20 protein-coding genes are annotated in these 21017 nt (G+C 41.6%); 2 read left to right on the forward strand and 18 right to left on the reverse strand.

Annotated elements, in window-relative coordinates:
* Positions 1-8: 8 nt before the first annotated feature.
* The 17 genes from ACIY14_RS02260 to ACIY14_RS02340 all read right to left on the reverse strand — a co-directional run bounded on the left by ACIY14_RS02260 (position 9) and on the right by ACIY14_RS02340 (position 16749).
* Entirely contained in the window at positions 9-2405 is a 2397-nt protein-coding gene (locus ACIY14_RS02260) for a primosomal protein N' (RefSeq protein ID WP_409001366.1), read from the reverse strand.
* Positions 2406-2470: 65 nt separating this feature from the next.
* Positions 2471-2785 (reverse strand): DNA-directed RNA polymerase subunit omega, encoded by a 315-nt coding sequence (gene rpoZ, locus ACIY14_RS02265; RefSeq protein ID WP_096408152.1) that lies wholly within the window; start codon positions 2783-2785, stop codon positions 2471-2473.
* Between the two features lie 24 nt (positions 2786-2809).
* Positions 2810-3436 carry a guanylate kinase gene (gene gmk / locus ACIY14_RS02270; protein WP_000775041.1) on the reverse strand — a complete coding sequence of 209 codons (627 nt, stop codon included), beginning with the start codon at positions 3434-3436 and terminating at the stop codon, positions 2810-2812.
* 134 nt (positions 3437-3570) lie between these two features.
* On the reverse strand, positions 3571-5184 hold the full coding sequence (locus ACIY14_RS02275) for a ribonuclease Y (protein ID WP_409001367.1): 1614 nt from the start codon (positions 5182-5184) through the stop codon (positions 3571-3573).
* 332 nt (positions 5185-5516) lie between these two features.
* Positions 5517-8264 (reverse strand): SIR2 family protein, encoded by a 2748-nt coding sequence (locus ACIY14_RS02280; RefSeq protein WP_409001368.1) that lies wholly within the window; start codon positions 8262-8264, stop codon positions 5517-5519.
* 342 nt (positions 8265-8606) lie between these two features.
* Entirely contained in the window at positions 8607-8861 is a 255-nt protein-coding gene (locus tag ACIY14_RS02285; protein ID WP_409001369.1) for a Txe/YoeB family addiction module toxin, read from the reverse strand.
* A 3-nt stretch (positions 8862-8864) separates the two neighbouring features.
* The gene (locus ACIY14_RS02290) at positions 8865-9119 is read right to left on the reverse strand and encodes a type II toxin-antitoxin system Phd/YefM family antitoxin (RefSeq protein WP_409001444.1); all 255 of its coding nucleotides are present in this window, start codon (positions 9117-9119) and stop codon (positions 8865-8867) included.
* Positions 9120-9251: 132 nt separating this feature from the next.
* Positions 9252-10349 (reverse strand): nucleotidyltransferase, encoded by a 1098-nt coding sequence (locus ACIY14_RS02295; protein ID WP_409001370.1) that lies wholly within the window; start codon positions 10347-10349, stop codon positions 9252-9254.
* A gap of 9 nt (positions 10350-10358) precedes the next feature.
* Positions 10359-11099, reverse strand: coding sequence for a class I SAM-dependent DNA methyltransferase (locus tag ACIY14_RS02300; RefSeq protein WP_409001445.1), 741 nt, complete (start codon positions 11097-11099; stop codon positions 10359-10361).
* 321 nt (positions 11100-11420) lie between these two features.
* Complete coding sequence (rsfS, locus tag ACIY14_RS02305) at positions 11421-11774, reverse strand: ribosome silencing factor (protein WP_001003007.1); 354 nt, start codon at positions 11772-11774, stop codon at positions 11421-11423.
* Entirely contained in the window at positions 11775-12368 is a 594-nt protein-coding gene (gene yqeK, locus ACIY14_RS02310; protein WP_409001371.1) for a bis(5'-nucleosyl)-tetraphosphatase (symmetrical) YqeK, read from the reverse strand.
* Positions 12368-12997, reverse strand: coding sequence for a nicotinate-nucleotide adenylyltransferase (locus ACIY14_RS02315; RefSeq protein ID WP_409001372.1), 630 nt, complete (start codon positions 12995-12997; stop codon positions 12368-12370). Before ACIY14_RS02315 ends, yqeK begins: the two co-directional genes overlap by 1 nt.
* A 50-nt stretch (positions 12998-13047) precedes the next feature.
* Entirely contained in the window at positions 13048-13359 is a 312-nt protein-coding gene (yhbY, locus tag ACIY14_RS02320) for a ribosome assembly RNA-binding protein YhbY (protein WP_000060171.1), read from the reverse strand.
* 213 nt (positions 13360-13572) lie between these two features.
* Positions 13573-14679 carry a ribosome biogenesis GTPase YqeH gene (gene yqeH, locus ACIY14_RS02325; protein WP_409001373.1) on the reverse strand — a complete coding sequence of 369 codons (1107 nt, stop codon included), beginning with the start codon at positions 14677-14679 and terminating at the stop codon, positions 13573-13575.
* Positions 14680-14681: 2 nt separating this feature from the next.
* Positions 14682-15209: a YqeG family HAD IIIA-type phosphatase gene (locus ACIY14_RS02330; RefSeq protein ID WP_006153778.1), complete on the reverse strand. Its 528-nt coding sequence runs from the start codon at positions 15207-15209 to the stop codon at positions 14682-14684.
* Positions 15210-15222: 13 nt separating this feature from the next.
* Positions 15223-16131, reverse strand: a complete 909-nt coding sequence (locus tag ACIY14_RS02335) for a magnesium transporter CorA family protein (RefSeq protein ID WP_000899718.1) — start codon at positions 16129-16131, stop codon at positions 15223-15225.
* A 57-nt stretch (positions 16132-16188) separates the two neighbouring features.
* Positions 16189-16749, reverse strand: coding sequence for a mechanosensitive ion channel family protein (locus tag ACIY14_RS02340; RefSeq protein WP_001150568.1), 561 nt, complete (start codon positions 16747-16749; stop codon positions 16189-16191).
* A gap of 150 nt (positions 16750-16899) precedes the next feature.
* On the opposite strand from ACIY14_RS02340, the gene sstT reads away from it, so the two are divergent.
* The gene (gene sstT, locus ACIY14_RS02345) at positions 16900-18111 is read left to right on the forward strand and encodes a serine/threonine transporter SstT (protein WP_409001374.1); all 1212 of its coding nucleotides are present in this window, start codon (positions 16900-16902) and stop codon (positions 18109-18111) included.
* Between the two features lie 49 nt (positions 18112-18160).
* Positions 18161-19114, forward strand: a complete 954-nt coding sequence (locus tag ACIY14_RS02350; protein ID WP_409001375.1) for an aromatic acid exporter family protein — start codon at positions 18161-18163, stop codon at positions 19112-19114.
* 330 nt (positions 19115-19444) lie between these two features.
* On the opposite strand, the gene ACIY14_RS02355 is transcribed toward ACIY14_RS02350, so the two are convergent.
* Entirely contained in the window at positions 19445-20989 is a 1545-nt protein-coding gene (locus ACIY14_RS02355) for a peptide chain release factor 3 (protein WP_409001376.1), read from the reverse strand.
* Positions 20990-21017 lie beyond the last annotated feature (28 nt).

The raw sequence follows: 21017 nt of genomic DNA on the forward strand, positions 1-21017 counted from the left end.
TCTCCTTCTTATAAAAATTGCTGTGGCTCATGGTCAATGCTGAGACGGAGCTCACTATTTTCCCGTTCTTGAGTCAGTGCCAAGACCTGGTTGAGGGTCGGACCAAGCTCATCTTCTAAACGGTATTTAATCAAAATCTGGTAATGATAAAGGTTGTGGGTACGGGCGATGGGTTTAGGCGTCGGTCCAAGGATTTTACTAGTTTCCGATAAACCTGATCGCAAAATTCCCATGACTTCATAGGCTCGTTTGACAACCTCTTCTTCTTTCTTGTGAGAGAGGGTAATCCCAATCGTAAAATAATAAGGTGGGTAGCCAAGTTGGCGTCTGATACTCATTTCATAAGCGTAAAAGCCTTCGTAGTCCTGATCTTTGGCAAAACGAATGGCATAGTGCTCAGGATTGTATGACTGGATCAAGACCTGCCCTGCTTTTTCCGCACGACCTGCACGGCCTGCCACCTGGGTTAAGAGTTGGAAGGTTCTCTCAGAAGAACGGAAATCAGGCAAGTTCAAGGCCGTATCTGCATTAAGAACTCCGACTAGGGTCACATTTGGAAAATCCAAGCCCTTAGCAATCATCTGAGTTCCCAGTAAAATATCTGCTTGCCCTTGACCAAACTGGTCAAGAAGAGCTTGGTGGCTGCCTTTCTTACGGGTCGTATCCACATCCATCCGCAGAATGCGAGCCTGAGGAAAGAGCTCTGCTAGCTCATCGTAGGCTTTCTGAGTCCCCGTTCCATAGTAACGAATACTGCGGCTCTGACAGTTGGGACAGACATGAGGAATTCCCTTAGAAAAGCCACAGTAATGACAATTCATAGTCTTGGTATCCATGTGCAGAGTGAGAGAAATGTCACAGTTGGGACAAGTATCCACCGTCCCACACTCCCGACACATAACAAAGCTAGAATAGCCCCGACGGTTGAGCATGAGGACTACCTGTTCTTTTTTATCCAAACGGTCTTGGATGGCCTCTAGCAAAGGAGGCGTAAAGTTTGATGTCTCATTCTGCCCGATATAGTCACGAAAGTCAATTACTTGAACCTCGGGTATCGTAGCCATAGGATTGGCTCGTTGGGTCAGACGTAAGTGGTGATAGACGCCTTTTCCAGCACGAGCACGACTCTCTAAGCTCGGTGTTGCCGAACCAAGGACTAGTGCTGCTTGATTGTACTGGGCCCGTAAAATGGCGACTTCTCTAGCATGATAACGGGGATTGCTGTCTTGTTTATAGCTAGCTTCATGCTCTTCATCAATAATCATGACACCTAGATTTTTCAGAGGAGCAAAGATTGCCGATCTGGCGCCAACCACAACTTGAGCATCTCCACGCTCGACCTTGCGCCATTCATCGTACTTTTCACCATTAGACAAGCCTGAATGAAGGATGGCTACTTTCTCACCGAAACGAGCAATAAAACGCTCTGTCATCTGAGGTGTCAGAGAAATCTCAGGTACCAGCAAAATGGCTGTCTTGCCCTTGTCCAAGGCTCCTTGGATAATCTGCAAGTAAACTTCGGTCTTCCCACTTCCTGTAATCCCTTGAAGGAGGAAGGGAGGCTGATAACTGCCAATAGCACTGATAACCGCATCACGCGCCTGTCTTTGCTCTGGATTCAGCTCCAAAGATCTACTTGCTTCAATGCCTTCGAAATAAGCAGCTGAACGTTGCACTTCCTTTTGAACTAAGGTTAGAGCTCCTTGATCCACAAAAAAGTTGACTTGTTCCCTCGAATAAGACTCTAACAAGCTAGCCAGAGGAGCACTTTCCACATGAGCAAGCAAGTAGTCTCTCAACTCTGACTTTTTCTTAGCACGCGCAGAAATCTCAATCTTCTCTAGCTGAGTAGCATCAACCTCATACCAAGACTGGGTCTTGACCTTCTTTTGATCGACTGCCTGGTATTCTAAGCGGAGCAGACCTTTCCTGGTCAATCGCATCATTTCTGCCTGCTTGGTCAAATCTAGAGAAGAAAAGGCTAGCGAATCTTCTGAACCAAACAAGCGCTCTCGGTCCTCCTGACTCAGACCTTCCAGAGGATAGAGAATCTTATCATAACTGGAGTTTAAAAATCCCGGCAACATAGCTTTTAGGATGGAGATTTTGTAAGAAAAGACAGATTTGCGTAACTCCTCTGCCAGCCAGAGTTGCTCCTGAGTCAAGACGGGAGAAAAGTCTAGCACCTCTGCAATCTCTTTCAAGTCCTGACCTTCCATCTCTTCATCCGACTGGGACTCCAAGCCAAGAACAATCCCTTGTATCAAACGATTGCCTTTGCCAAAAGGCACATGGACCCGCATACCGACTTCCAGCATCTCTACAAATTCCTCTGGGATCTTGTAACTGTATGGCTGGTCCGTCTGCATCAGGGGAACATCCACGATAATCTTTGCAATAGCCATCTTCTCACCTCCTTCTTGTCAGCAAATTCTTGCAATAGAAAAAATAAGATTGAGTCCCCCCAACCTTAAATTTTTTCACCATCTTCTTTTTCTTTAGCGATTTGCTCTTTGATTTTCTTTTCTTCTTCTTCCTTGCGGCGTTTTTCTTCTTCGATACGGAGACGAACTGCTTCACGTTTTCCTTCTGGATCTGGGTGAATCGTAACGTTTCCAGACTCGATTTCTTCCAAAGCGCGAAGAGTTGATTTTTCAGATTTGAATTCTTGAGTTGCAGGTGCTCCAGCTTCTAATTCGTGGGCACGTTTTGCTAACAAGATTACGAGTGAATATTTTGATGGTACCTTGTCCAGCAAGGTATCGATAGAGGGTTTTAACATCATTTGTTTGTACCTGTTTTCTAAATTTTATCGAGTAGTTGGAGATTTTGGCAACATCTCCTGATAGTGACCAATGACACGGTCCACACGGAAGTGTTCTGCTTCGATCACACGCTTGACACGTTCAGCAGCGAGGGGCACCTGATCGTTGACAATGGCATAATCATACTCACGCATGAGAGCAATTTCTTCCTTGGCTTTTTCGATTCGTTGGGCAATCACTTCTGCACTGTCTGTTCCACGACCTACCAAACGATCTTGTAATTCATCCAAATCTGGTGGCGTTAGAAAGATAAAGACAGCATCAGGAACCTTTTTCTTAACCTGAAGAGCTCCTTGGACTTCAATCTCAAGAAAGACATCGATTCCCTTGTCAAGAGTTTCATTGACATAGGTCAGAGGAGTTCCATAGTAGTTACCGACATATTCTGCATATTCCAACATCTGACCTTGACGAATTAGCTCTTCAAACTCTTCACGAGTACGGAAGAAATAGTCCACTCCGTCCACTTCACCAGGACGTTGCGCGCGCGTCGTCATCGATACAGAGTATTGAAATTGATTCTCAGAACTCTCAAAAATCTCTCTTCTAACCGTTCCTTTCCCAACTCCTGAAGGACCAGAAAAAACGATTAGCAAGCCTCGGTCTGCCATTATGTCTCCTTTAGTTAGTCTGTGAAATAAAGTGAAATTTCTCTCGGATACTGATGATAACGTCAGTTATCCTTCTACAGTCTTTCTATCTAGTGTAACAAAAAAGCAGTAATATTTCAACTGCTCTTTCTTATTTATTTAGCATAATCTACTGCACGAAGTTCGCGGATCACGGTTACCTTGATATTTCCTGGGTAATCGAGATTGTTTTCAATTTGCTCACGAACTTTGTGAGCCAAGATTGTGACTTTGTCGTCTTTGATTTGTCCTGGATTAACCATGATGCGGATTTCACGTCCTGCTTGAAGGGCGAAGCTATTTTGCACTCCTTCAAAGCCATTGGCGATTTCTTCCAAATCATGGAGACGCTTGATGTAGCTTTCAAGAGATTCACTACGAGCACCTGGACGCGCTGCACTCAAGGCATCTGCTGCAGCAACGATCACCGCAATGACACTTTCGGCTTCGACATCCCCGTGGTGGCTAGCAATGGTATTCACCACAACTGGGTGTTCCTTGTACTTACGTGCCAACTCTGTACCAATCTCAACGTGGCTACCTTCAACCTCGCGGTCAATAGCTTTCCCAATGTCGTGAAGGAATCCAGCACGACGGGCAAGAGCTGCATTTTCACCAAGTTCACTGGCGATGATACCAGATAACTTAGCAACCTCAATCGAATGACGCAAGACATTTTGTCCATAAGAAGTACGGAACTGCAAGCGTCCCATAATCTTCATCAAGTCTGGATGAAGGTTTGGCGCACCAATCTCATAGGCAGCAGCCTCACCATATTCGCGGATTTTATTGTCAATCTCTTGACGGTTTTTCTCCACCAACTCCTCGATACGAGCTGGGTGGATGCGGCCATCCTTGAGCAACATTTCCATGGTCATACGAGCAATTTCACGACGAATCGGATCAAATCCTGACAAGGTTACCACTTCCGGTGTATCGTCGATAATCACATCGACCCCTGTCAAACTTTCAAAGGTACGAATGTTTCGACCTTCACGTCCGATAATGCGTCCCTTCATGGTATCGTCTGGAAGGTGAACTGTTGAGTTTGTTGACTCTGCTACATAGTCACCAGCGATACGCTGCATAGCCTGAACCAAGATATCTTTCGCAATCTTGTCTGAACGCTCCTTCACTTCTTGCTCAGCCTCACGAATGCGGCTAGCAATTTCCTTGGTCAAGTTTTCCTCTGTCTGAGCCAAGATAATATCTCGAGCCTCAGTTTGGGAAAGGGAACCGATACGTTCAAGTTCAGCTTCTTTTTGTCTTTCGACTTCCTCTAACTGCTCTTCACGTGCATCAAGGTTTTTTGCTCTATCAGAAATACTTTGTTCTTTTTGTTCAAGTGTTTTTTCTTTGTTCGTCAAATTGTCGTCCTTACGGTCAAGGCTCGTAGCTCTCTCCGTCAAACGACTTTCAATTTGCTTGAGCTCCTGACGTTCTGACTTAAATTCAGCGTCCACTTCTTCACGGTATTTTCTGGCTTCCTCTTTGGCCTCCAATAGTGCTTCTTTTTTAAGAGACTTGCTTTCGCTCTTGGCTTCATTTAGCAATAAATCCGCTTCGCGCTCAGCTTGTCCTCGTAAATTAGTTGCTTCTTGTTCAGCATTTAGAAGCATCAACTCTGCAGCCTCTTGAGACGATTTCATCTTAGCTGAGATGCTGACATATCCAATGACTAAACCAATGATGACGGCAAAAACAGCAATCGCAAGTGTCATGATTTCCATGTTTTTACCTCATTAAATTTGTTTATCGAATGATATACATTCCTTAATATTCTATCATAAAAAACCGATTTCCACAAACCCAAATTGAAGAGTTTTGTGTGATTTTTAGGACTACAATTCCTTGAATTTTTGAGGAGATAATTCATTATCACTATCAAAAAGTTCCACAGAATCTCTACAGCTATGGATTATCTGGTACCGTGTTGAATAGTGTTCCGCTAGATTTAAACATTTTTACTTTCAAGTCTTTGAAAACTCACTTTGGGAAATCACATCGTATCTTCAAGATTATATTTATCATAACTTAACAGTTTTTACTTAGTTGTATCAATTTATTTCTTAAATATTAGTTTATCCTCTTCAACAGCTTTTAAAATATACTCATCAATCAATTTATTATCTTCTTCATTTTTTGAAAAAAGAGTTTTAATATTACTTGGAGTTCTATGCTCTAATAAACGACGAATAACTTCATCACTCCTATCATCGTACCAAGTCCAGTCTACTTCAGGATAAAGCCCTCGAACATTTTCTTTGATATCTTTTAAAATGTCAAACTCTGAAAAATATCCTTTTATACTTGGATTGTATAAATCACCTACTGATTGTGCTCTTGGGTCTGGGACAGTTATTATGCCGTCCTCGTGACCCTCATTAATTCTTTTAATCAAGTATTGGTAGATTTTATTTTGTAGCTTAGGAAAATCATACACTTTTGAAAACATCAGCTCAATTACTTTGTAATAAAAGATACTTTCTGAGTCCTCATAAGCACTTAGAATTCCTAGAACATCATTCTTAGTATCTTCCCCAAGATTGTTAAATAAATAACATAATAAATCAGAATACTCCATAATATTTTTAACATCATCATTTTGATATTTAATTTTTAAAATATCTATATTGAGCTTTTCAAGCACTACTCTTGCAGTTTCTTCTTCAGTTGAGCAGTATTCTAATAACTGAGAATATAAAGGATACGATGAATGATATAAAGAAAAATTATTTTTCAAAATTATATTTAAATGTTTATTAACAATATCAACTATCTTAGATTTCAACAAATCATCATTAATAGCGCCTTTATTATCAAGGACAACTCTAATGAGACCCTTAATTTCTTTATCTAAATCAAAGTATAGTGTTTGAGAGTCTAAAACATTTATTATTCTTGATACGTCTACATCATCAATAAAAGGCAGAAAATTTAGCAGATTTCTAAGTTCATAGAGATGAGTATCTACATGAGATTTAACCTTTTCCTGCAGATAAGTTATTCTGTTAAATAAAAACTCTTCTGCTTCTGCAGTAACTTTAATTTTACTAAATGAGTAATTTCTAAAATATAAATTTACTACTTTAAAATCTATACTAGGAAGAATCAATTGAACGTCATCCAAATCAAGTTCCCTAATCATTGAAGCTGTCCCATCAGAAATAGATTTTTCATGGTTTACATATAAATTATCGTAACAGAGTAATAACATTTCTAAGTATCTATTAATGATTGATTTAAAAATCTTATAACGATCAACACATAAACAGTTTAGTTTTATAAAGTTATAAAGATTTTTTACTTCAAATTCAGCATTATAGAGATGATTATTAAAAGACTGTCCACCCTTCAGATAGTTTTCATGTTCTTCACGAATTTTATCGAATAATTCATTAATCGTTTCTAATTTTCTATATAGAAAATTAAGGTTGAGGATAGAATCTCTAAAATATTCTATAATTTTTTTCTCATCACCTGTAACCGAGTTAATAATTTGTTCCGTTAGTTCACTTAACTCTCCATCATATAAAGGTTTAGCATATCTAAATTCTTTTCCATCATCAAATCGATGCATTGGAATATGCTTGAAATTAAACTCACACACAAGGAAATTAAAATAGTCTTTTTGACGAAATGCTATATTCGCTAACTCTCTAAACTTTGCTTTTGCTAAAGAATATTGTTTTTCTTTATACAACTTAAAAGCCTCACTTAAGAAGCGATTCCCCTCTAAATCTCTAGGTTCATCAATATCCATATCTAGAAACCGGTTTAATAAAGATTTTTTATATACCATATTTCGTAATTCTTCATGACCATCAATTTCAAACCTTAATTGATTATTTCCAAACCAGCGATATTCATCATCCCAGTTTAAAGCCCTTTTCTTTAAAGCAGAATATCTAGAAAAATCTTTCGCATCAATAAAACTAAGTCTATCTAAAAAAGCAAGTTGATTCCATAAATCTTCAGCATTCTTTACCGTGATATTCCTATTTTCAGCAAGAATTTCTAAAAATCTCTTTGTACTAAAATACTTTTGGTGCTGATTGTCCGTTTCTTCAACTGAAGAAGTTTCGTTAGAAACAATGATAATGCCTTGTTTCTTATAATACTCTCTAATAATCATGGGAGTTTCTTCAGGTGTATAAAAATAGGCAAATTTAGCATCCAATTTAAATGTGTTCTGAATCAATCGAAATATAGAATTAAAAGTCGAATCACCTAAAGAATAACCTACGAACAATAAGGTATGGTTCATTATTAATGACTGAATTAAAGTAGAAACCATTGGGAAGTTCAAAGGATAGTCTAAATAATCTTCTTCTTTTAAAACGATATTTTTCTTACTGAAGTCTCCATGCATTTTAATCAAGTATCTTTCCGAACTCGTATAAGGGATGTCTTTATCTTCAGCTACTACATTGTACCTTAACAAACCACTTTCAAACTGACTTTCCAGAAGTGAATCATAGTTTGTCGTAATAATATGTTTTGGTGCTATTTTTTCTATTAATTTATGTAACTCATTTGGTTTACTTAATCCCCTCTTAAAGAAAATTTCTTCTATCTTTTTTGTGTACTGATTTTTCCCAAAAGTATCATAATAATACTGAGCAATTCTCAGAGGACTATCTGTTCTTTCTTCTGGTAAGTTCAACTCTTTTTTTAATGATTGAATCAATTCGCCCCAAGTTGGTAGATTAGAATTTGCTGAAATCCCTGCACCGACAAACAAAATTAAAGAATTTTCTTTAATAGAATTCTTTATTTGAGTTATAGATAAGTTATAATTTTCTTCCATATTTGAACCACCCTATCATTAGCTTGTATTATCTAAATACAAATTATCCTTCGAAATTTTCTTCTTTTCTGTTATATAATCATAAATAAGAGTTTATCATTGTTTATAAATATAAAAATTTGTTTGTCTTTTATATTCAATTTATGATTTTTAATATTAACAATTCTCTTCATTATACCACAAAATAAGAGCTATAAAGCGGATTCAAGGAACAAGAATCTAGTTATTATATTAAAATTTTCACTGGTTTTTTAACTTATGAAATCTGTCATTTTCCAAACAACTTTATCTTTAATTTACTAGCTAAAATTTCTGAAATAAAAAGCCTACCTTTCAGTAGACTTAGTAATGATCTTTGAAGGACAAGAAAGCCACGCTATCCCCATCTATCATATAAATCAAGCGATTTTCTGCATTAATGCGCCGCGACCAAGCTCCTTGGTAGTCATACTTGAGTGGTTCTGGTTTCCCCATTCCTACAAAAGGATCGCGTTGAATATCCTTGATTAATTTATTGATTCTCTTTAATGTCTTCTTATCTTGGTTTTGCCAATAGCAATAATCCGCCCAGGCATCTTCTGTAAACTTGAGCAACATCCATTACTCCTCAATCATATGTACCTGAGTGCTTCCAGCACGAACTTGAGCCATTCCTCGCAAGACCTTGTCAGAAAGTTCCTTATTTTGAGCGATTCTCAGGGTTTCCTGAATACTGTCCCACTCGCTCTTTGAAAGGACTACAATATCCTCATCTGGATTTTTATTGACCACCGTTAAAGGCTCAAATTCATCATTTACCTTCTTCATGTAGTCTTTTAAATGATTTCTGAATGTTGAGTAAAGGACCACTTCCATAACCATACCTCATTTTACCTCTTTTCCACTATTATACACAAAAAGAAAGAAATTGTCAGGAACTTGTACAAGATTTTTCTTTTCCATCTATTTATTCGAAAATCTTCTAAAAAAGCCTACCTTTCAGTAGACTTAGTTTGATTCTATTCTAATCGGAACCCTGCCAAAATTCTGTTCTGCTATACTTGGCTGTCCTAGTTGGTAAACCTGGTCTGCCTTTTGCGTCATGGTATCCCAAGGCTCTTTGCCAATTCGGCTGACTAGATGGACCTGCTCTTTCAGAGATTTGAGGTGTTGTCTGCCTTTTTCAGTAAAGCCAAGAACATGGATAGCTTCTGGCAAGTCGCTTTCTCTGGCCTGCACCAAAATATAAGTCAAGAGGCGTCTGACACGCGCCTTGGTATAACGCTTGGTGGCAACTGCCTCGACCAATTCGTCAACAGACTGGGCTGTTTTGATAGCTTCCTTGATGCGCACAGCCATTTCTTGATTGACCTGATAGATGGTCGTTAGGTCTGAGTTTGACAAGATTTGATAGCGGAGCAAGGGAAAATAGTCATCCCAACTTACCTTACTGGCCTGCTCAAAGAGGGCAACCGAAGGCATAAAGCGTTCTAAGAAATCTTGGTCTGATTGATGCTGACGGAGAGCTGTTGCCGAGGCAAAGTCCACATCCTTATCCACAGAATGATAACCTGCCCCCTGACGCTGAATCGGATGCAACTTGATGTTTCGTCCTGCAACCGCCTTGGCATAAGCTAGAGCTAGAACATGATTGGGCGTATTCCCTGAGAAATCAAGACCTGCAAATTCCTTCCACATGGCTTGGGTTTTCTGGGGATAAGAAAGTGAATCAGGTAGATTTTCCACAAATTTCTCCATCTCAGCACCTTGTTCTGTGTATAAATCAGCAATTTTCTGGTAATCCAGAACTTCCTCTGTCCCAAAAGCTAGCCTATCAATACCCAAGCGGGCCAAGATATCCACAGCTCCTTGACCGAAGAAATCAGCCGCCTGAACACTGACTAAAAAAGGTAATTCCACTACCAGATCCGCTCCATTTTCCAGCGCCATCTGAGCCCGTGTCCACTTGTCTACGATAGCAGGCTCTCCACGCTGCATGAAATTCCCTGACATGGCAACGATTTTCAGTCCCTGTGCTTGATCCAGCAGGTATTTATGCCCATTATGAAAAGGATTAAACTCTGCGATAATACCTGTGATGGTCATGATGTTCTCCTACTTCTGCGCGACAAAAAACCAACGGGTGCTGGTTTCTGTCGGCTCCTTGTCCTCAAAGTCCGCATAGAGTTTGAAGGACTTGAAACCAGCCTGTTCCAGCAAAATATCATAGGTCAAGACCTCATAGGTCCGCTCCTCATGCACTTCATCGTGGCGGCTAAATGAACCGTCAGCCTCCTTGATAAAGAAAGTCAACTCATGCACGATGGAGTGAGGAGCTTCGTCCTCATAGGTGTCCCAAAGCATGGCAAAATCTTCCGCATTTTCATGGTAGGAATAGCCTGGAAAAACTTCATCTGTCTGATAGGTCGAATGCACATCAAAGATAAAAACGCCGTCTTCATTGAGGGCATTATACACTTCCTTAAAGACATCTCCTACCTCAACCTCATCCTGCATGTAGCAGATAGAGTCAGAGTAACAAGTCACAAAATCATATTTACCTGCCTTGGACAAATCCAGCATAGTGCCTTCAATAAAATCAATCTTTTGCTTGGCTGAAGCCGCTCTCTTCTCCGCAATCTTCAGCATATCCGCGCTCAAGTCAAGCCCTGTCACATCAAAGCCAGCTTGAGAAAAGCGGACAGACTGGATACCTGTCCCACAAGCCAATTCCAAAAGCTTCTTTCTCTCCCTGGTCTTAGGCAAATGACGCAGAGAAAAATCCGTCCATTTATCGTATAAACTATCATCCATCACAGCATCGTAAACAGCTGCAAAGGTTTCATAAGTCGCCATAATTAAGATACCAAGTCCGCCCGTAACCGGAATGAAAATTAGGAGCTTGGACTTAGGATCCTGATCCAAGACTAAGCTATCTATTTTCCGACGATTACAGGACGGGTTCAAATCCTTTCTAAGATACAAAGAGCGTTAAAAGCAAGGAAAAAATAGGAAACTTTCTGCTGTATCGTCAGATACAAAGGAAGTTACTCTTTTTCTCGCAGCTTTTAGTTCGTGTTCAGTTTCGAGATGAACAAAACACAACGCTCTTACCTTTCTATCAATTTTTTCTAAAATAAGCAAATAAACCCAGTTGACTGCAACTGAGTTCATCTACTAGGCCAAGGCTTCTGAAATATCTACTGACTCTGCCTCATGCCATAGTTTTTCTAGGTTATAATGGGCACGCATTTCTTCTGAGAAGATATGCACAACAACACCACCGAGGTCTAGTAAAACCCAGCCTCCAGCTGCATCACCTTCGACATGACTGCCTTTAAAGCCTGCTTCCGCTACTTTTTCACGAATGTTATCAGCAATAGCGTCCAACTGACGGCTATTCATCGAGCTCGTGATGACAAAGTAGTCCGTCACGCTGGTCAAATCTTGTACGTCAAGTGCGAGGATATCCTCCGCACGTTTCTCATCAGCCGCTTTCACGACTAGTTCTAGTAATTCTTTTTCGTTCATTTAGTCCTCTTTCAAATAGTGCACAAAGGCGTTATAGGTTTCAAGGGTCTGGGGATAGATGGGGAATCCCTGATGAGCTAAATGCTCCACAGTTCGTTCCGTTTCGTAGGCCACTGCCTTATTGAGCGATAGCACAGCAATCTCACGTGCCTCATCCACTCCTGGAAAGGCACGATTGTGCTCGATATAATCTGCGACGTAGATGACTTTATCTAGATCGGTCATCTGACCAGCTCCGACTGTATGGATTTCAATAGCTCGCAGGATTTCTGGATCATGCAAATCCAAGTCCTCCTGAATCTTGTAGATGCCAACCATTCCATGCCAGACATTATTGCCCCAGTTTTTGAGGTCAGGGTCTAATTGGTAACGGTCAATCAAGTCTAGAAATTCCTGATCTGACAGCTTTTTAGCATAATCATGAAGGAGGCCTGCTAGACCAGCTTTCTCAACATCGACTCCAAATCGCTGGGCAAGCTCCATGGCTGCACGCTCTACACCCAAACAATGGGTTAAACGTTTTTCAGGTAGAAGCTCTGCCATTTTTTCCAACAAAGCCTCTCGGGAACAGTTGATATAGTCTTGGTATGCCATCAGTAAAGCCCCTCCTTCTCGATGTAGTCTAGCACTGGCTGAGGTAGGAGAAAGTTAGGCTTCCGACCTTGGGCAATGAAGTCACGCACCATGCTGGAGGAGATGTCCATGAGAGGCACATCCACCCAGATAACAGGATAGGAAGTCCCTGCCTTGTAGCGTGGTCGCTGAACCCCTACAAACTGAACCATTTCGACCAGCTCATCAATTCGATACCACTTAGGCAGATAGTCCACCATATCAGCCCCGATAATGAAGTAATAATCAGTGTCAGGATGTTGCTCGGTCAAAATCTTCATGGTGTCGTAGGTGTAGGAAATGCCCTTGCGCTCTAACTCAATGGTTTCAATGGCCAGACCTTCAATCCCCTCAATCGCCAACTCAAGCATCTTGAGCCGATGGTGCTCGGGGATAGTTTCCTTTTTATCTACATGAGGTGGTTGGTATTCGGGCATGAGCAAGACTTGATCCAGTCCCAACTGCTGCCGTACTTGGTCAGCAACGATTAGATGGGCATTGTGAACGGGATTAAAATTCCCTCCTAGAATCCCGACTTGTTTGCGTTTTTTCTCCTTGATTTCTGGCTCCAACTCTACCTTGGTAAAGGGAGTCAATAATTCAATTGCCATAGGCTCGTCTTCCTTTAATTCTCTGTAAAAACAGTTGTTTGGAGTAGGTTTTAGATTTCTTTGACTTTTTTAGAAATCTTGCGATTTTCTTTCTTGCTGGATTGTTTATACAAAATCAAGATGCGTCCGATTTTTTGGACAGTATCCACACCAATTTCTTCTTCCAAGATTTCAGCTACTTCGTGGATATTTTCATCTGTGTTTTGCAAGAGAGTAACCTTGATCAATTCACGAGCGTCAAGAGCTTGACGGACGCTGGTTTTGATTTGGTCGTTGAGACCATTTTTCCCGATTTGAATGATGGGTTTGAGGGTGTGTGCCTGGCTGTTGAGGAAGGCACGTTGTTTCGATGTTAATGACATAATTTCTTTAAAAGAGTTTCTTTTTATACTTTTCTGAAGTGGTGACGGACGTCAGCAAAGTCCTTCGGACTTTCATGACTAAAATTTGAGCCTAAGGTCTCAAATTTTCCGCAGTTGGTACAATCACTTGTACCAACTAACACCACGGCGAAAAGTATTCTCTATGGGCTCGCAATGCTCACCCAAGTCTAGATGACCCTTTCCTTTCTGTGTTTAGATAATTGCTTTTCGTGTGACGACGGCGACGCCTTCTGGTGCCCAGACGGCGACTTTGGCGGTGCCTGTTACGCGGATCCAGCCTAGGCCTGAGATGACTAGGTCGGTTTTGTCCTTGATGGTAAAGACATGTTGGACTAGTTTTGGAAAATCTTCTTTTTCCTTGCTATTTGGTGGTGTTAGAAGAGTTCCGAGATGCTTGTCATAAAAGGCAGTAGCGCCTTCTAGCTTGGTACGGTGGAGTTTGAGTTCATTGTCAAAGAAAGCTGTGAAACCTTGCTTCTCACCTGTAATGAAGTCAAAGCGTCCCAAACCACCTAAAAACAGGGTTTGTTCAGGATTGAGCTGATAGGTTTTGGGCTTGATTTCCTTTTTAGGGCTGACATACTTGAGGTTTTTAGCCGTCAAGTAGTGGGCCATCTGGTGACGATGGATAATTCCCGGTGTATCGTAAATATAAGATCCGTCGTCAAGCGGAATCTCAATCTTGTCCAAGGTTGTCCCTGGGAAGCGCGACGTCGTGATGACATTTTGGTCGCCCGTGATTTCTTGGATGATGGCATTGATAAGAGTTGACTTTCCAACGTTGGTCACACCGACTACGTAGACATCGCGGCCCTTACGGTAGTGTTCAATCTTGTCAATGACTTCCTTAATGGCATGTTTGTTTTGGGCTGAAGTCAGAACGACATCTACTGGACGAAGTCCTTCTTCATGGGCACGTTCCATAAGCCACTGGCTAATCTTGCCCGGCTTAACTGACTTGGGCAGGATATCTTTTTTATTTCCGACCAAGAGGACATCATTGCCTGATACAAAACGTGGTAGGCCTGGGATAACTGAGCCATTAAAGTCAAAGATATCAATGACATTGACCACTAAGGCATCACTGTCTCCCACCTCGTGCAAAAGCTTGAGAAAATCATCGTCCGTCAACTGGACATCTGTAATTTCATTGTAATGACGGAGACGGAAACAGCGTTGGCAATAGACTTCGCCAGTCTCCAAGCCTTTTTCAAGTGCCGACTGGGGAGTAAATCCAAGACCAGCCTTATCTGTCGTCTGAATGGTTGCTCCACAACCAATACAGAGAATTTCTTCCATAGTTAGATTCCTTTTTTATATGTAATCGGTCCGTACTTTTCAGTAATTTGCTTCATGACACGGCGCTCACGAGCTCGGTTAATCTGCGTTTTGATCGAGTCATGTTGGACCAAGGGTTTGACTAAAATCGAGCGAATACCCGCACGATGCGCTGCCCGAATATCGGTCATGAGCTGGTCGCCGACCATGACCACTTCATTTTTCTCATAGTGGAATTCCTTCATGGCACGGTCAATCCCAAATGTGAAGGGTTTCAATGCCCAATAAACGTAATCAATCCCAAATTTCTCAACTGCGCGTTGAACCCGTTTTTTGGTATTATTTGAGACTACGATGATGCGAATGCCCGCGTCACGGAGATCATGTAGCCATTGCTTCATCTCTGGTGTCCCATCAGGGTTGTTCCAAGCAATGAGGGTATTGTCCAGATCGACCAAAACAGCCTTGATTCCCTGCGCCTGCAGGCTTGGGACTGTCAGATCATAGACTGCTTCCACAGCAAAATCTGGCATATAATTTTCAATCGCCATTCTGGCTCCTTTTTTAGTTCCTAGCAATTTTTTTTAAACATTGAGCTAAGACTGCCCATAAAATGAGACTAGCTATCAAAATATAAATCCAAGCATTTGGTTCATCTGTAAACGGTAAGGGAACATTCATTCCAAAAAATCCTGTAATAACCGCAAGGATAGCTAGCAAGACTGAGATAATTGTCAAAGTTGTCAAATTATCATTTAGATTATTATTTAGGATGTTGTTGTAAGAGGCTGAGAGTTGTTGCAAGACTTGAGATATCAAATCTGTCATTGAAACCAACTGATGGGCTTCAATCATAGCATCGTCAAACTGCTCTCTTTCTACCTCATTAAGATTGCGATAAAGAGCATGCCCTTGGATGTGTTCCAAGAGGAGACGATTTTGTTTAGCGGCAGCTGTCAGGTAAACCATACCAGTTTCCAAGTCAGAGAGAGCAAAAAGATTTTTTTTAGTTGTTTTTTGACGAAGAAGTGCACTGATTTCATCCTTACTTTTATCCATCTCTTCAATAACTGGATAGTAAGCATTGCTAATAATCTCTAAACTGGCAAAAAGAAATTTGTAGATTGAAATAATTTCATGGCTTTCAAGGTAGGTTGCCATGCGTTTAATCACATAAGTATTCTTGTGATTACTGATGGTGATCAGCCGTTGTTTTTCAACGATAAAGGTCATCGGAATCGCTTCATAATATTCTTTGTCTTTTTCTAAATCAAGAACATTATAAATAAAGGTTACCGTCTCCGTTTCACGGTTATAATCCATGTGGGCTCGTTCATTTCTATCCAGAGCATACTCGATGGTTTCCTTGTCCAATCCATAGATGTCAGAAAGATCTTCCATATTTTTAATCTTATCCACATCAAGGTCTATCCAAGTACGATCGTGACCTAGTTTTTTCTCTACAAATAGCATACTCTCTCCTTTACCAAACTCCTTCTATTGTACCACAAATCTGCTAAAATAGTCGGACTATTCAGTACGGGATAAATTACTAACAACGGTAATATTGCGGTTAGGAACAAAGTGAAGAGCTTGATCATCACCTCGCAGTTGTGTTGTACGGATTCCTACGCTAACGACCTTTCCAGAGACGGTAATCGGTCCATTTGTGAGGACCACTTCATCACCCACATCAAGCTGGCGTTCAAAAAGGATGAAGAAGCCATTAATGACATCGGATAGAAAGCCTTGCGCCCCCATACCAATGGCTACCCCAGCAATCCCTGCCCCAGCAAGGAGGCTGGAAACCGGCAAGCCCAAAATAGACAGGATGCAGTAGATTAAAAAGAAATAAAGAATGTAGTTAAAGACATTCTCCAGCAAACGCGAAATGGTCTTTTGTCTTCCTGCATCTCTATTTGAGAATTTAAGTGAGGGCTTGACAATCTTTCGTACAGTCGCATGAAGCATCTTTTTAGCTATATAAAATAGCAAAAACAAAATCAAAAGAGAAATCACCTTGGTTAAGAGATTCTCTAATATGGTTGTTAAATCAAGTTTATCAAAATAGCGTTGAAAAAAATCTTGCATATAAAACTCCTTTTTCCTATTATACCATAAAATCGTCGTTCTCTTTTCTTTCATAATTATTCAATTATCGTCTCTATTTTCAAAATATCACTTGCCTCTATAGCATATTTATACTATAATTGTAGACAATACATTTTGAAGGAGACTGCTATGAAACGAATCATTAGAGCCTGGACCAAGGCAAGCCTCATCAAACGAATCCTTATTGGAATGATTTTGGGAGCTACATTAGGGATGCTCTTCCCAAACCTTACAGGAATTGGTCTACTTGGAGATCTCTTTGTAGGCGGACTGAAAGCCATCGCTCCTATTTTGGTTTTTGCCCTTGTTGCCAATGCCCTTTCCCAACACCAAAAGGGGCAAAATACTAATATGAAGACTGTTATTTTCCTATACTTGCTTGGAACCTTTGCTGCTGCATTGGTAGCCGTTCTAGCTAGTTTCTTACTGCCTGTGCAAATCACCCTGACCAGTGCAAATACAGAAGTTGCTGCTCCTGACGGTATCGGTCAAGTCCTCAGCAATCTCCTACTCAAACTGGTGGACAATCCCTTAAATGCCATTGTTGAAGCCAACTATATCGGGATTCTCTCTTGGGCAGTCATCTTTGGCTTGGCTATGAGAGAGGCAAGTAAACACAGCAAAGAATTACTGAAAACCATGGCAGATGTCACTTCTAAAATTGTCGAATGGATTATCAATCTAGCTCCCTTTGGGATTTTAGGCTTGGTGTTCAAGACGATCTCCGACAAAGGTATTGCCAGTCTGGCTAACTACGGTGTCCTCCTAGGACTTTTGATTGCCACCATGGCCTTTGTCGCTCTCATCGTCAACCCGCTCATCGCCTTTCTCTTTATGAGGAAAAATCCCTATCCCCTTGTTTTGAAATGCCTACGTGTCAGTGGTATTACAGCCTTTTTCACTCGTAGCTCTGCCGCCAATATCCCTGTCAATATGAAACTCTGCCAAGACCTGGGACTGAATCCTGACACCTACTCTGTCTCCATCCCGCTTGGTTCGACCATCAACATGGCTGGCGCTGCCGTTACCATAAATGTCCTGACCCTGGCTGCCGTCAATACACTCGGAATCTCGGTAGACTTTGGGACAGCATTTGTGCTCAGTGTAATGGCTGCCATTTCTGCCTGCGGGGCCTCTGGGATCGCTGGGGGATCCCTTCTCCTCATTCCTGTCGCTTGTAGCCTCTTTGGGATTTCCAACGACTTGGCTATGCAGGTTGTCGGAGTCGGTTTTGTGATCGGTGTCGTTCAAGACTCCTGTGAAACAGCCCTGAACTCTTCTACAGATGTCCTCTTTACAGCGGTTGCCGAGTATGCTACAAACCGAAAACTTCGCCCCTAGTCTCTGACTCCTCGTTAAACACTTGACTCTATTAGTTTAGGAAATTTTCATGTCCCTCACTCAACGCACGACAAAACTGATCTTAGCGACCTGTCTCGCTTGTTTTCTCGCTTATTTTTTAGATTTATCATCAGCAGTTTCAGCTGGAATTATCGCCCTATTAAGCCTCTCCGACACGCGCAGAAACACGCTGAAGTTGGCTCGTAACCGCCTCTTTTCCATGCTACTAGCGCTCGCTATCGGTGTTCTAGCCTTTCAGCTTACAGGCTTTCACATCTGGAGCCTGGGCCTCTATCTGGCTCTCTATGTCCCTCTTGCTTACAAAATGGGCTGGGAAATCGGCATCACCCCTAGCAGTGTCTTGGTCAGTCATCTCTTGGTACAGGAGTCTACTTCTCCAGAGCTCTTGCTCAATGAAGTACTCCTCTTTCTCATCGGGACAAGCTTTGCTCTATTGGTCAACCTTTATATGCCCTCTCGTGAGAAAGCCATCCAAAGCTACCACCTTCAGGTCGAGGAAAAGTTAAAAGACATCCTGCTTCGTTTTAAATACTATCTGTCGAGGGGAGACGGACGCAATCAAGCCCAACTCGTTGACCAATTAGACAAGCTCCTCGATGAAGCTCTCAAACTGGTTTATTTGGATCACTCGGACCATCTCTTTCACCAGACGGACTACCACATCCATTACTTTGAGATGAGACAGCGACAAAGTCGTATCCTGCGAAATATGGCCCAGCAGATCAATACCTGTCATCTGGCCGCAAGTGAGAGTTTGATCTTGGCCCAGCTCTTTTCAAAGATTGCTGCCCAGCTAAGTCAGACCAATCCTGCTCATGACCTACTTGATGACATCGAACGCTATCTGCAAGTCTTCCGCAATCGGAGTCTCCCTAAAACACGTGAGGAGTTTGAAACCCGTGCCACCCTCCTGCAGCTACTACGCGAAGCCGAAACCTTTATCCAGGTCAAGGTCGATTTTTACCAGAAATATGGAAACTAGAACGCAAAGAACCTCAGAGAATTCACAAAAGGTGAACACTTCTGAGGTTTTTGTTTTTCTTTAATTCCAATTATCTTTACTGTACAGAGATTAGTCCAGCCTACCTTATTCTATGCAGAATTTAGAGATTAATTAGAAAAATCTTTTACCTATCTATTAGGGAAAAAGTTTAGATAGACCGCCATAGCGGTTACCGATTGTTAGATTACGACACTGAGTTTTACAAATCGATTTCATTTGTAAAACTCAGTTAGTGAGGCAGTTAGGTAAGTCTAATAGGACTTGCCGTAGTCTACTTAGATTGCTATGCAATCAAGTAGACTTACTGAATCACATTTTTTCCTCCAACTCTACGTCTGGATATTTATCCGCAAACCAGCGGAGGGCAAATTCATTTTCAAAGAGGAAGACTGGTTGGTCAAAGCGGTCCTTAGCCAAGATATTGCGGCTTGATGACATCCGTTCATCCAAGTCCTCAGGCTTGATCCAACGAACAGTCTTTTTACCCATTGGGCTCATGACCACTTCTGCATTGTACTCGCCTTCCATGCGGTGCTTAAAGACTTCAAACTGGAGTTGTCCCACAGCCCCTAGCATGTACTCGCCAGTTTGGTAATTCTTATAAAGCTGAATGGCTCCTTCTTGCACCAATTGCTCAATCCCTTTGTGGAAAGATTTTTGTTTCATAACGTTCTTAGCAGAAACTTTCATGAAAATCTCAGGGGTAAAGGTTGGCAGTGGTTCAAATTCAAACTTATTTTTTCCAACTGTCAAGGTATCCCCAACTTGATAAGTACCTGTATCGTAAACCCCGATGATATCTCCTGCTACAGCGTTGGTCACATTCTCACGACTTTCCGCCATAAACTGAGTAACATTCGACAGCTTAGCTCCCTTACCAGTACGAGGAAGGTTAACACTCATTCCACGCTCAAATTCGCCCGAGACAATACGTACAAAGGCGATGCGGTCACGGTGACGAGGGTCCATGTTGGCTTGGATTTTAAAGACAAATCCTGAGAAGTCCTTATCGTAAGGATCGACAATTTCGCCATCTGTTTTCTTGTGTCCATGTGGTTCAGGGGCAAACTTGAGGAAGGTCTCAAGGAAGGTCTGCACCCCAAAGTTAGTCAGGGCTGAACCAAAGAAGACTGGCGTCAGTTCTCCTGCAAGGATAGCTTCTTCTGAAAATTCATTTCCTGCTTCTTGCAACAGTTCGATATCGTCCTTAACTTGAGCATAGAAAGGATTACTTCCAAAGAGCTTGTCTCCATCTTCTAGACTAGCAAAACGCTCATCACCTTTATAAAGTTCTAAACGTTGGTTATAGAGGTCGTACAAGCCTTCAAAGGCTTTCCCCATCCCGATTGGCCAGTTCATTGGATAACTTGCAATACCCAAGACTTCTTCTAGTTCTTGCAAGAGATCTAGTGGTTCACGGCCATCACGGTCCAGCTTGTTCATAAAGGTAAAGACTGGAATGCCACGGTGCTTCACAACCTCAAACAATTTCTTGGTTTGGGCCTCGATACCCTTGGCAGAGTCGACGACCATGACCGCAGCATCCACCGCCATCAAGGTCCGATAAGTGTCTTCTGAGAAGTCCTCGTGTCCTGGTGTGTCGAGGATGTTCACGCGCTTGCCATCGTAGTCAAACTGCATCACAGATGAAGTGACCGAAATCCCACGTTGTTTTTCGATATCCATCCAGTCAGACTTGGCAAAAGTCCCTGTTTTCTTCCCTTTTACAGTACCAGCCTCACGAATCTCTCCCCCAAAATAGAGCAACTGCTCAGTGATAGTTGTTTTACCCGCGTCTGGGTGAGAGATGATGGCAAAGGTACGGCGTTTCTTAATTTCTTCTTTAATAGTCATATCTTCTCTTTCTTTGATTTTCTATTTT

It is taken from the genome of Streptococcus sp. ST16 (assembly GCF_046098135.1).
Taxonomy (GTDB): Bacteria; Bacillota; Bacilli; order Lactobacillales; family Streptococcaceae; genus Streptococcus.